Raw genomic sequence first — 13,361 nt, 5'->3', positions numbered from 1 at the left:
ACGTGATAGTAGAACCCAGAGCGTGGTTGAGGTTTAGGTTAAAGAGATGAAAAAACAACGACTAATAGGATTATTAGCAGCGGTCGCATTTAGCGCAAATGCAGGTTTGGAACTGACTAACACCTATCAAGATTGGGAACACTACGAATCTAAGAGTTTTGATACCGGCGAAGCTGTAATCCTTGGGGTTTCAAGTGTCAGAAGTGACGCTAACGTTGATACTGTTGCATTGCGATGCACGACAGAAGGTGTGAACTTACTCTTTTTCAACGGCTTGTTACGAGAAGAGTTGGGCTACGCAGCGAAAGCATCATTAGACAATGGACAAGTGTTTACTATGGATGTTTGGATCAAAGGAAATACACATTGGGCTACAGTGCCAGTCGAGCAACTTAATAATTTTTACCAAGCGAATTCGCTGAAGGTTGAGTTGCAAGGTGATACACCAAAATTTGAAAAGGTAGACGTGTCTTTGCGAGGCTTTAAAACCATGTATCAGACCTTGATACCAAGCTGTAAGTAAATACATAGATAGGCGTATCGAAGTGAACGATATGCCTATCTCGCGAGTCTTCAACCTTACTGTCCTAACTTCTCCGCATACTCTGTTAGGATTTGTTTATACACTTCCACTGGTTGTGCGCCTGTCACAGCACTTTCCATATTGAACACCACTGTTGGTACTGAGCTCACGCCAAGTTGATGCCATTGGCTTTCTTGATACTCGATAGAGTCAGCATTACTTGCATCGTCTAGGGTGGCGATGCCCATATTTGCATCTAAACCAATGTCAGTCAGAATCGCTGCCAGTGTGCTTCGGTCAGAGACATCTTTGCGTTGACCAAAGAACGCAGTAAACAGGGCTAACTTCAATTCAGTTTGCTTACCAAATTGCTCCGCCCATTGCAGCAGTACGTGTGCATCTCGCGTATTGACCATCTTCATGTCATCAAAGTAGTCAAAGTCGAATCCCACTTCTTTACCCAGATTAGTCAGGTTATCGCGTGCACGAACGCTGTCTTCCAGCGTTGTTCCGTATTTATTCGCTAGGTGTTGGCGTAGGTTTTCACCTTCTGCTGGCATGTTTGGGTTCAATTCGAACGGTTGCCATTCCAACTCAATTTTGTCTTCCAATCCTAGCTCTTGAATTGCTTGTTCTAAGCGTTTGTAGCCGATGATGCACCAAGGGCAAACCACATCCGACACTACGTCGATTTTGATTACTGATTCCATAAAGCAGACCTTACTTTTTCGAGTTATAAAATGGATATGGAGACCAAGAGTGTTAATTCAACCAGTTACCTTTTAGTAACCTGATGCTTTTCTCATCGCATTTTATCTTTCAGCGTATCTTTTTCTACAATTCATGTTGACCTGTCTATAACTCTACAGTTTAAGATGCTTTCATCAGCGCTGAGGAAAATTACATGTATCGGATATCGGAACTGGCAGAGATGCTGGGTTTGTCTCGCACCACATTGCTCTATTACGAGAAGATTGAGCTCATCAAAGGGCAACGGTTAAGCAACGGCTACCGCGCGTATAGCGATGCGGATCTACAACGCTTGCGTTTGATCCAGCAATTGTAAAGCGGCGGACTGACGCTCAAGGAGTGTAAAGCCTGTCTGGAAGCTAAAGTAGATCGCCAATTGATGCTAGAAAGGCTCAGGCTCCTCGATGAAGAGATTGAGCAAAAGCAGAAATCACGTCAGCTTTTGGCGGCGCTGCTGGGCGAAACACCGTTAACCGATTGGCATGAATCGTTGGATGAAGTTGCACCGGATGCGCACTTGAAATGGCTTATGACGCAAGGTTTTAGCGAGAAAGAAGCCCTTCACTTACGTTGGTTATCAAAAGATATGAACACTCATGAAGATTACATGGCGGACTTCTTCCGCGTATATGAAGCCTTGGAATTTTGGGGGCCGGGAGCAGAGCAAGACACCTTGAAGGCATTGAGTATGCTACCTACGCAACCTGATGAAATTCTGGAAATCGGCTGTGGACAAGGTATCGCGACTCGCACGCTGGCTCAACACGCACATGTTACTGCTGTTGATAATGACGAACCATCGTTGCAGCGCCTGAAAGGCAAAGCTCAAACTCTCGGTTTAAGGGACAAGATCACAACAGTGTGTGCCAGCATGACAGAGCTCCCGTTTGCAGAAGGCTCGGTCGATGTCATTTGGGCAGAAGGCAGTGCATACATCATGGGCGTGGAGAACGCATTCAAAGCATGGCGTCCATTGCTTAAAGAAGGTGGTATTTTAGTGCTGAGCGATTTGGTTTGGAACACCGAGACTCCAAGTGAAGATACGGTTGCGTTCTGGAAGAAAGAGTACCCAGATGTGGGCAGTGTCGAGAAGCGAATTAAGCAAGCAAATGCAGCGGGATACCATGCGCTAGAGACGTTCCCAATTAGCCAACAGGCATGGGATAACTACTACGTTCCTTTAGATGAGCGTGTGCAAAGTTTGAAAGCTGAGATGCTGGAATCGCAAGCATTAAAAGACATACAAGTTGAATTAGATATCGTTAAACGCCGTCGTAACGAAGTGGCGTATCAGATGTATATCTTACAAAAAGATTGATAGAAAAATGAACGAAACAACAAATCAAAACACACAAAAAACAAACTACACACTTTCTCCTTATGAGAGAGTAATGAGCAGCGAGATGATCGCTTTATTTACTCAAACCTTTTCTGATTCCGAAGGCGAAGTAGAAGGCAAAACCATCGGCTCGCTCGTCGGTGACTTACTGAAAACAACCCCAGAACAGGAGCTAAAAGGCTTTGTGGCTAAACAAGGTGAACGCTTAATTGCAGGTGTGTTGTTTACGCCACTACGCTTTGAGAGTGGTGAAGTAGGTTATCTATTATCACCAATGGCAACTCTGACAGAATGCCAAGGAAAAGGCGTAGGACAAGCCTTGATCAACTTTGGTCTGGAACACTTAAAACAGCAAGGCATTGAGTTGGTATTTACCTACGGCGATCCTAACTTCTATTCGCGCGTTGGGTTCCAACAAGTCTCCGAGGAACAGTTCAAAGCGCCACATGCCTTGAGCTTTCCACATGGTTGGTTGGCACAATCACTTACAGGTGAGTTGACGCCAACTCAAGGCACATCTTCTTGCGTGCAAGGTTTGGATAGTCCTGCGTATTGGTAGGATTGTGCACTAGAAAAAACGGAGCCTGAGAGCTCCGTTGTTAATCATAAAGTTAGTGTTAAATATTTTTGTATTCGTCCAACACCAGTTGGCTAATCTGAGCAATCACTTGGTCACGAGCTTGCAGTGACAGATCGGTGCCTGTGATATAGATACTGATGTAAACAGGCTTGTGATTTTCTTTCCAGATCATCGCGGTGATACCACGTGAGCCAAAGCCGCCTGCGCCAGAACGATCTGCAATTGACCAGCCTTTAGGCAACACAGAACGCATTAGAGAGTCAGACACCTTGTTGTCTTGCATCCAGATCTTTAATTGAATGCGAGATTCATATGATAGCGCGTCGCCTTCTAGTAGGGTGTGTAGGGTGTTTACCATGGCGTTAGGTGTTGTCGTGTCTTGCTTGTCGCCCGGTTTCGCTTCATTCAATCTCGGCTCAAAACGGTCAAGTCGGGTTGCTTTGTCTCCAATGGTACGCAAGAACATTGTCACACCACGAGGTCCACCCACACTGCGCAAAACAATGTTGGCTGCGGTGTTGTCACTCATCAGCATCGCGGCTTCACAAGCATGCTCAATGCGAGTCGTTTGACCAGCCATGCGGTCCATCACCGGAGACCACACTACCATGTTGCGTTCTTCTACTTTAGCGGTCGCGTTCTTATCGAGCTTTTCATTATCCATGTCATTGAGCATGGTCGCACATGCGAGTGTTTTGAAGGTGCTCATCATGGGAAAGCGCTCATCGCCACGATAATCCCAATGCTCATCGGTTTGTGTATCCCAAACCGAAACACCGATGCGACCTGAGATATGTTCTTCTATTGCAGCGAGGTCTTCATTGATTTTGGCGGCGTAAGTTGCACTTGAACAGGCTAACAATCCGAGCAGCAGAAATAGCTTTTTCATCGTTGATTTTCTTAGTGTTATTAATACCAGTTCTTACTCTGGTGACATTACCCGGAACTATAACGAGTGAATACTCTAATAACTGTTAGATTCATGTCTTTTTTCTGTAGGAATCTTTGCATATGCCAAGCTTTACCCGTTTTTACGCTTATTGACGTTGTTTTACATGTGAAGGACTAAAGTAAAGTTGTCGATTAACCGAGTAACCAATCATGAAAACAATCCGCAATATCATCTGGGCAATGATCGCCGTGATGTCCGTTTTATGGTTTGCGATGGAGCCGCAGCTTTTCTCTTCCAGCAATGTCTTTGAATGGCGATCTGCCATGATCCAATATTCAGGCATTTTGTCTTTGATGTTGATGTCGGTCACCATGGTGTTGGCAATGCGTCTGCCTGTGGTTGAAAACTGGCTACATGGCATGGACAAAGCGTATCGAGTGCATAAATGGTTAGGTATTAGCGGTGTTGCATTGGGTATTGTGCACTGGCTTTGGTATCAAGTGCCGAAATGGTTGGTTATGTCGGGAGTATTGGCGAGACCAGTAAAACACTCGGGAGTAGGACCTGCTGGTAATTTGTCTGGCATTGAAGCTTGGGTTAGTGGTTTACGTGAATTTGGGCAGAGCCTTGGTGAGTGGGGCTTCTACTTACTGTTGGTGTTGTTGGTGGTTTCTTTGTGGAGTGCGATAAAATACAAACCGTTCAAACTCTCTCACCGTTTGATGTCGGCTGCTTATCTATTGATTGCTATCCATTCCGTGCTGTTGTTAAAACGCGCGTACTGGGGTGAGCCTGTTTACTACGTTACGGTCGCCTTTGCAGTCGTTGGTTCGATCGCCGCACTTTACAGTTTGTTTGGCTTGGTTGGACGTCGGAATAAACACTCCGCTATGGTGACTTCTACACGTTACTTCCCACAAGCAGAGGTGACGGAGTTAGTTTTAAAATCAGACGCGTCTTGGCAAGGACATAATGTGGGGCAATTTGCCTACTTACGCTTTGGTGACGAAGATGCGCATCCATTTACCATTGTATCCGGTAGTGAAAGTAACGAAGTGCGTTTCTTAATCAAGGAGCTGGGTGACTTTACCACTGGGCTTTATGAACGAGTGCGAAATGGGGACGCAGTCACGATAGAAGGTCCTTACGGTCGTTTAGCATTTGATTTAGATAAACCGCAAATTTGGGTTGCTGGTGGGGTAGGTATTGCTTCTTTCTTCGCTGCTTTGGAAGCATTAAAAACGAAAGCGAGTAACAATAACGTGCACTTGTTTTATTGTACACGTGGTGTGGATAGCCATTTAGTTGATGAGCTATGGCACCTTGCTCACCAAGCCAACGTCAACTTGCATGTGATAGACACACTGAAAGCACCACGTTTAAATGCTGAACGTATCATCGCGCAATGTGGTCATTTAAATCAGTATGAAATGTACTTCTGTGGACCTGAAGCGTTCTCAAAAACATTGAAAAAAGAGCTCGAGGCGTGTCAATTTAATATTGAAAGAAGCTATCACGAAGAGCTGTTTGTAATGAGATAAAAATCGTTATTGAATGAGAAAGGAGCTGAATGAACAGCTCCTTTTGTATATTTGATTTGATACTACAGCTCGATATTTTTAACCATGCCAGCTTCCGCATGACCCGGAATGTTGCACGCGAACTCAACGTTGTTGTCACCGTGGAAATGCCACAATAACTGCTTCGCTTTGCCCGGTTCTACCGTCACAGAATTGCCTGAGTCGTGCATGTGCCCACCAGTCATTGTCTTCATCATTTCACGATGCTCTAGCTGCTCTTTGGCAGAACCGATAGTGAACTCGTGGTCGATTTTACCCGTGTTCATGACTACAAACTGCACCACATCGTTTGGCTCAATCTTAACGTCCTTCTTGAACTTGATTGTCATGTCATCACCTAAGATAACGTGTACCACTTTATCTGGTTTTGCGCCTTTTGCTGGCATACCAACTGCCGACATGCCCGGCATATCCATCATGCTTGAATGGTCCATTTTACTGTGGTCCATTTCCATGCTGCCGTGGTCCATATTTTCATGCTTCATATGACCATGATCCATTTGGGCAAAGGCAGCCGTTGTAGTTAGGGCTAGAGCAAGAGTGATTAGTGTCTTTTTCATTTTTATATCCTTGTTTTAATTCATTAATAACTTGGTTACTTCCCCTCAAAACGGATTGTTTGAGGGGAAGGTAGGGATTACGCCTTGTTGCCAGTGCGATCTTTGCTGTCGGCGTTTTCGATTTGATTGCCAGCTTGCGTACTTGCTTGACTAGGAGTTGAGTTACTTGGGCGCAACTCGCGTTGTTTCCACAGCTTGAAGATGGCAGGAAGTACCAAGAGCGTCAGTAGTAGTGCTGATGCCATACCACCAATCATTGGTGCGGCGATACGTTGCATCACTTCTGACCCTGTACCTTCGCCGTACATGATCGGAATCAGACCAATAATGACCGTTAGTACCGTCATCATTACTGGGCGAACACGTAAGCCTGCACCTTCGCGAATGGCATCGGTTAGGTCTTTCGCCTCAAGCTTCTGTTGGTTCTCTTCCGCATCGAGTTTTTTGTAGTGCCACGCTTGGTTGAGGTAGACGAGCATGATGACCCCAATCTCAACTGCGACACCTGCTAGGGCAATAAAGCCGACCCCGACGGCAATCGAGAAGTTGTAGTTGAGGATATGCATGAGCCACAAACCACCGACCATAGCGAGCGGTAGGGTAAGCATGATGATCATCACTTCGCCTACACGACGGAAGCTGAAGTAAAGCAGCAGCATAATGATGGCGATGGTGATTGGTACCACGACACTCAAGCGATCTTTCGCACGCTCCATGTATTCGTATTGACCAGACCAAGCCAGCGAGTAACCTGCAGGAAGCTCCAGTTGATCTGCCACGACCTGTTGCGCTTCCACGACGTAAGAACCAAGGTCACGACCATCGATGTCGACAAACACCCAGCCGTTTGGACGTGCGTTTTCCGTCTTGATCATTGGAGGACCGTCTTCGTAACGAATGTCTGCTACGTCAGCCAGTGCAATACGAGCGCCATTTGGTGTCACTAACGGTAAGTTTTGCAGTTTTACCACTGAGTCACGGTAGTCTTGTGGGTAACGAACGTTGATTGGGTAACGCTCCAAGCCTTCGATGGTTTCACCCACATTCATGCCGCCCACCGCGGTCGAGATCACCTGCTGAACATCTTTGATGCTTAAACCGTAACGCGCTGCCGCACGACGTTTAATGTCGATCGTGACATAGCGGCCTCCTGCTACACGCTCTGCATAAACCGATGCCGTGCCTTGTACACCATTAAGAATTGGCTCCAACTGAGAACCGATTTTCTCGATCACTTTCAGATCGGGTCCGGCGATCTTAATACCGATAGGGGTTTTGATGCCCGTTGCCAACATGTCGATACGCGTTTTGATCGGCATTACCCAAGCGTTAGTGAGACCAGGGAACTGAACCAGACTATCGAACTCTTTGCGTAGCGACTCGGTTGTTACGCCTTCACGCCATTGATCGCGTGGCTTCAACTGAATCACGGTTTCGATCATGGTGAGTGGCGCTGGATCGGTTGCAGTCTCAGCACGACCAATCTTGCCCCATACGGTTTTCACTTCTGGAACGGTTTTGATCAGCTTGTTGGTTTGTTGTAGAAGCTCGCGCGCTTTACCAATCGAGATACCTGGGTAGGTCGTTGGCATGTACATCAAGTCGCCTTCATCCAGCGGTGGGATGAACTCGCTACCCAGTTTACTGGTTGGGTAGTAAGCCGACGCCATTAGACCTAATGCAATAACAATCATGGTCTTAGGGTATTTTAAGCTGGTGTTCAACAGCGGGCGGTACAACGCGACCAAGCCGCGGTTAACCGGGTTTTTGTGTTCCGGTAACACCTTACCGCGAATGAAGTAGCCCATAAGAACAGGGACGAGTGTGATTGCCAAACCTGCTGCCGCTGCCATGGCGTAAGTCTTAGTGAACGCAAGCGGCGAGAACATCTTGCCTTCCTGACCTTCTAAGGCGAACACCGGTACGAAGCTAAGTGTAATGATCAGCAACGAGAAGAACAGCGGTGCGCCGACCTCCTCTGCGGCTTTGCCAATTACTTGCCAGCGGTTCTTGTCGGTCAGTGGCGTTCGTTCAATGTGCTTATGAACGTTTTCAATCATCACGATTGCGCCATCCACCATGGCACCAATGGCTATCGCAATACCACCCAAGGACATGATGTTGGCGTTGATGCCTTGCCAATGCATCACGATAAACGCACTAAGAATACCGACAGGTAGACTCAGAGCGATAACCAATGAAGAACGAATGTGGAATAGGAACAACGCACACACAATCGCAACGACGATGAACTCTTCTGCAAGCTTCTTCCATAGGTTTTCTACCGCTGAATCGATAAGGGTAGAGCGGTCGTAGGTTGCCACAATTTCTACGCCTTCTGGTAGGCTGCGTTGCAGGTCTGCAAGTTTGTCTTTGACTTTCGCAATCACTTCACTGGCGTTTTCACCAAAGCGCATCACGATAACCCCACCCACAGCTTCACCTTCGCCATTCAACTCAGAGATACCACGGCGCATTTGTGGACCAAGGTTAATGTCTGCGATGTCTCCTAATAGTAACGGAGTGCCTTTCTCGGTGACTTTTAGAGGCAGTGATTTGATGTCTTCAATGCTGGTTAAGTAACCCGTGGTACGAACCATGTGTTCGGCTTCCGCAACTTCGATAACGGACGCGCCGGTTTCTTGGTTGCCGTTTTGGATTGCCATGTTCACTTGTTGCAAAGTGAGGTTGTAAGCACGCAGCTTGGCAGGATCAATCTGTACTTGGTATTGCTTCACCATACCGCCCACGGTAGCGACTTCAGAAACGCCATCAACGGTTTGCAACTCGTACTTCAAGAACCAGTCTTGCAGGCTGCGAAGATCAGCCAAATCACGCTTGCCGGTTTTGTCTTGTAATACGTAGCTGTAAACCCAGCCTACGCCTGTTGCATCAGGACCTAAGGTTGGTTTTGCATTCGGTGGGAGCTTTGGTGCTACTTGGCTTAAGTACTCCAACACGCGAGAACGTGCCCAGTACATGTCGGTATCATCGTTGAAAATGATATAAACGTAAGAGTCACCAAAGAAGGAGTAGCCACGAACCGTCTCAGCACCCGGCACGGCAAGCATGGCGGTTGTGAGTGGGTAAGTGACTTGATCCTCGACGACTTGAGGAGCCTGACCCGGATAGCTTGTCTTGATGATCACTTGCACATCAGAAAGATCCGGAATGGCATCAACAGGCGTATTCTTTACACTGTAAAGTCCGCCTAATACAAGAGCTAAGGTCGCGATCAACACTAAGAAACGGTTGCTCAATGACCAACGAATAATTGCACTGATCATAGTGATTCCTCAACCGCCTCTGTTGCTGGCGTTAGCTGTTTAAGAATGTAATCAGATCCTTGTTTTTCAACTAGAAACCGAACTTTTTCTCCTTCTTCAAAACCTGATAAATCCACCTCTTCACCGACAGAGAAGTTCATTTCGCCCGCATCCCAATTCCATTCTGCTACTGGTAGGTGGTTTAAGGTAATCATGCCAAAATCAGCCATCAGCATCGTGATGTCACCAGTTAGCCAAACTTCTGCTGCAATGACGCTGTTGTCTGCCTTATAGTCAACGATTTGATACTGACCAGATTCTGTTTTCTGCATTTCAAATTCGATAGCCTGACCTTTTTTCAAGTCACCCATCTCGACGCCATCAGCAAAAGTAAAGTTCATCACCATGCCTGGCCAATCCCATTCTGGTACCGGCTGGTGGTTAATGGTCAGCATGCGGTGATCTCTCATTACATCTGTGATTTCGCCTTTTGCCCATGCCGTTTCTGCCGCTGCTTCTATGCCGTTGATGCGAGATAGATCTGCTGACTGGCTTGATTCAGAGTCAAGCATGAAGTGAGATGACGTTACGATCTTGTCGTCTTGTTTAAGTCCTTGTAATACTTCGATTTGTTCGCCAGCTTCACGACCGACTTCAATTCGAGCAGAACGGTATTTGCCATTACCTTCAGCCAGAACAACACGAGTCATACCGCCGGAGCGAATAACGGATGACTTAGGAATGGTTAATACCGCATCGTCAGTGACAGGCTGCAACGCGATATTGGCAAACATGTTAGGCTTTAGATCACCATTTGGGTTAGGGAACTTGAGACGTACGCGTAACGTACGTGTTTTAGGGTCGAGGATTGGGTACACGTAATCCACGACACCTTGCCATTCAGTACCCGGAATGGCGTCAAGGGTCATCGTGGCTTGAGAGCCGGCTTTCATCCAATGTGCTTGACGCTCAAAGACTTCTGCATCAACCCAAACATTGTCCAAAGGACCAGCACTGATCACCGCTTGAGCCGGAGACAAATAGCCACCTTCTCGCACGTTTAAGCTCGCGATAACACCATCAGCAGGTGCTTTAATTTCAATGGTTTGGGATGCTTTACCACGACGGGTAATGGATTTGATTTGTGCACGGTCAACACCAAGCGTTACTAAGCGCTCGGTCGCCCCTTTCACTAGTCCTTTACGACCAGTACGGTAAGCATTCAGCAGTTCTTCCTGTGCCTTAACCAGTTCCGGAGAGTAGAGAGTGAAAAGCACATCGCCTTTTTTCACCTTCTCACCCACGGCATTGATGTAGAGTTTTTCTACCCAACCCGCAACACGAACGTTGGTTTGCCATAACAGACTTTCATCGAAGGCGATATAACCAACCGTTTCGATGCGTGGTGATAACTGTTGTAGTGCCACATTTGCGGTTTTGACCCCGAGGTTATTTTCTACTGAAGGATCGATAGTCACCGTACCGGGCGCCTCTTGTTCACCGGAGAGGTCTTCTGCGTAAACCGGAATCAAATCCATGCCCATTGGAGATTTACCCGGTTTATCACGTTTGTAGTTGGGATCCATTGGAGCAACCCAATAGAGTGGATCATTAGAACTTGCTGCGGAAGTTCCACCCATCGCACTCATGTCGTGAGCTGAGTCCGCAAGAAAATGATTAGCACCAAACCCTAAAGCACCACCAACAATCAGCGCGATGGTTGCAACTTGTAATGTTTTCATTCTTATACCTTATTTTCCCGTTTGCGCATGACGCTACAGCGTTGTTGACTGCTCTATATCGGTCACATACCTGTAGCCCCAACGTTTTTGGGAATCACAAATTAATATGTCGAGATAGAGCGAGCTTCTGGAGAAGCCACTTGATAATCGAAACCACCGAGTAGGGTGGCTAAATTGCTGTTTGCGATGTTGAGATCGGTTAGCAGACGTTGTTGCTCTAATTGCAGAGCCAATTCGTCTGTCGTGGCTGAAATCACATCGTTAAACTGCGCTGTGTTGTTTTGGTAGCCCCGCTCAACGGCTTGAATGCGCGCTTTCGCTTGGGGCAATAAGGTGGATTGGTAACGTTCTAAACGTTGGGTTAAGTTGCTGCGATCAACCAGCAAAGTGTTCACCTTGGCATTCATCTGCGTTAATAAGGTGTCTTTTTGTGATTGTGCTGCACCAACTTGGTATTGTGCGGCAGCGAGATTGCGATCTTGGCGATCACCCGTGAACAGTGGAATGTCCATGGTTAGATAAGCGCTGACCAAGTCTGATGCTGGCTCACCCTTCATGTTATTGGCTTGACGATAAGCGTACATAACCTCCACACCAAACTGCGGGTTATAAGCTTGTTCAGCAATCTCTACCTGAGTTTTATTGGCAGAAATACTCACATCGGCCATTTTAACCATTGGGTGCTGACTAAGTTGTTGGTAGTGCTTGGTGGAATCTTTGCTGGAAGCAAGTTTGCTATTCAGTGTATCCCAGTTGAGTTGATTGGTAGCGTACAGAGCCTGTTCCGTCGCTAACCAGTCCGAGCCTAGCCATTCCGAAAGCTGAGAAACAAGACGTCGCTGCATTTGCGCATTGGCTTGCAGTTTTTCATCCAGCTTGCTCACTTGTAATTGAGCGTTGAGTAGGTCTTGCGCTTCACTCTTACCAATCGAATAGTTGGTTTGAATAAAGCTTTCCATCTCCTTCATCAACTTGCGGTTCTCAAGCAAGATTTGCTCAGCTTTTTGCTGATATCCAAGCTCTAACCATAGTTGAGTCATGCTGTTGGCAACCTCAAGTTCGCGAGCATGAACTTGAAGCCCAAGCCCATCGGCTTGTTGATTGGCTTTCTTCTGTTGCAGATTGAGCGTGGAGCCACGTTCGAATTGCTGCATTAAACCAACAGAGATGTTGGTCATTGGGTCGTCATCGAACTTAAAGCTGTCGACAGGTAAACCACCAAAACCCACTTTGAGTTTTGGATCCATCAAGGTAGAACTTGCAACACCCGTTTCACGCATCGCAGCGGATTGCGCTGAATATTGTTGGCGGTTGCCATCATTGCTCAGGGCAACATTGATCAGTTGCGCGAGTTTTTTTGATGATGTGCGCATCTCTGGCGCAGTAAGGTTTGCTGCTTTGGTTTCTTTGCTCGGCACTTTTGTATTTGGCATCGCCGCATTCACCAAAGTTGGAGCAGAAACCAAAGCCAAGGCACACATAGGTGCAGCAAGGCGGTATGGTCTAAAATCCATAATCTAAATCCAGTGTTTGCCGAAACGACGAAGAAGGGTTTGGCTTAAAGCAGAAACAGTAATCCAGATTTATCTGCGTCGTATTGGCACATTAAAACCACCTGCGATAGCTACGCAGGGTCGAATGCAATACAGATTTAAATTATTGGAGGTCGGTACAGGTCACGGCTGACGTGTACAACAGGGGAGGTGACTTCAGGAGTAATTGCCGCACGATAAACGATCGGCAATGCGCGATTGACAGGGACAGGTAGGGGGAGGAAAACCAGAGAACAAGCCGCCGTGCAGCAGGTGTGAACCATGCCGGAGCCTCCACCGCAGTTCATTCGGCTTTCTCTCACTTCACCGTCTTCGGTGATGGATACGTCCATCATTCCGGGCATGCCACAATGTTCACTGTCGTCCATCATCATAGATTGTCCATGATTCATCACGCCATTTGACATCATTTGGATGTTCATCAAAGGGGCACTATTCGCCACGCTTGATACTAATAGCATCAGCGTTGTGAAGAGAGTTAACCAAGTTGTATGCAGCGATTTTAGGCGCATACCTTTTCCCGTGTATTTGATGAAATGATGAAAACCACTCGATTCTAAAGGTTAACCTTAGGGT

General features: G+C 46.9%; 10 protein-coding genes and 1 pseudogene. 4 read left to right on the top strand and 7 right to left on the bottom strand.

What is annotated here, in order from left to right; translation table 11 throughout:
• Positions 1 to 46: 46 nt before the first annotated feature.
• On the top strand, positions 47 to 523 hold the full coding sequence (locus OH463_RS16285) for a hypothetical protein (protein ID WP_269991602.1): 477 nt from the start codon (positions 47 to 49) through the stop codon (positions 521 to 523).
• A gap of 56 nt (positions 524 to 579) precedes the next feature.
• On the opposite strand, the gene OH463_RS16280 is transcribed toward OH463_RS16285, so the two are convergent.
• Entirely contained in the window at positions 580 to 1,233 is a 654-nt protein-coding gene (locus OH463_RS16280; protein ID WP_269991600.1) for a DsbA family oxidoreductase, read from the bottom strand.
• A gap of 194 nt (positions 1,234 to 1,427) precedes the next feature.
• Between OH463_RS16280 and OH463_RS16275 the strand changes: the two are divergent.
• A pseudogene (locus tag OH463_RS16275) lies at positions 1,428 to 2,591 on the top strand (MerR family transcriptional regulator).
• A 7-nt stretch (positions 2,592 to 2,598) separates the two neighbouring features.
• Positions 2,599 to 3,171: a GNAT family N-acetyltransferase gene (locus OH463_RS16270; protein WP_050926319.1), complete on the top strand. Its 573-nt coding sequence runs from the start codon at positions 2,599 to 2,601 to the stop codon at positions 3,169 to 3,171.
• Positions 3,172 to 3,229: 58 nt separating this feature from the next.
• On the opposite strand, the gene blaCARB is transcribed toward OH463_RS16270, so the two are convergent.
• Complete coding sequence (gene blaCARB / locus OH463_RS16265; protein WP_005452579.1) at positions 3,230 to 4,081, bottom strand: CARB/PSE/RTG family carbenicillin-hydrolyzing class A beta-lactamase; 852 nt, start codon at positions 4,079 to 4,081, stop codon at positions 3,230 to 3,232.
• Between the two features lie 212 nt (positions 4,082 to 4,293).
• Here blaCARB and OH463_RS16260 point away from each other — a divergent pair, with 212 nt between their 5' ends.
• Positions 4,294 to 5,625, top strand: a complete 1,332-nt coding sequence (locus tag OH463_RS16260; RefSeq protein WP_269991596.1) for a ferredoxin reductase family protein — start codon at positions 4,294 to 4,296, stop codon at positions 5,623 to 5,625.
• 62 nt (positions 5,626 to 5,687) lie between these two features.
• Here the strand turns inward: OH463_RS16260 and copI are convergent, their stop codons facing one another.
• From copI to OH463_RS16235, 5 genes are all read right to left on the bottom strand, one after another.
• Positions 5,688 to 6,224, bottom strand: coding sequence for a copper-resistant cuproprotein CopI (gene copI, locus OH463_RS16255; RefSeq protein WP_269991594.1), 537 nt, complete (start codon positions 6,222 to 6,224; stop codon positions 5,688 to 5,690).
• A 77-nt stretch (positions 6,225 to 6,301) separates the two neighbouring features.
• Complete coding sequence (locus OH463_RS16250; protein WP_269991593.1) at positions 6,302 to 9,511, bottom strand: efflux RND transporter permease subunit; 3,210 nt, start codon at positions 9,509 to 9,511, stop codon at positions 6,302 to 6,304.
• Positions 9,508 to 11,232 (bottom strand): efflux RND transporter periplasmic adaptor subunit, encoded by a 1,725-nt coding sequence (locus tag OH463_RS16245; RefSeq protein ID WP_269991592.1) that lies wholly within the window; start codon positions 11,230 to 11,232, stop codon positions 9,508 to 9,510. The genes OH463_RS16250 and OH463_RS16245 overlap by 4 nt, the downstream gene beginning before the upstream one ends.
• Positions 11,233 to 11,333: 101 nt before the next feature.
• A complete protein-coding gene (locus tag OH463_RS16240; RefSeq protein ID WP_269991591.1) occupies positions 11,334 to 12,746 on the bottom strand; it encodes a TolC family protein in 1,413 nt (470 codons plus the stop codon).
• Between the two features lie 137 nt (positions 12,747 to 12,883).
• Positions 12,884 to 13,297 carry a hypothetical protein gene (locus OH463_RS16235; protein ID WP_009697106.1) on the bottom strand — a complete coding sequence of 138 codons (414 nt, stop codon included), beginning with the start codon at positions 13,295 to 13,297 and terminating at the stop codon, positions 12,884 to 12,886.
• Positions 13,298 to 13,361: the final 64 nt, after the last annotated feature.

The organism is Vibrio sp. NFR (assembly GCF_027587095.1).
Lineage (GTDB): Bacteria > Pseudomonadota > Gammaproteobacteria > Enterobacterales > Vibrionaceae > Vibrio > Vibrio harveyi.
This window is presented reverse-complemented; position numbering and strand designations above follow the sequence as displayed.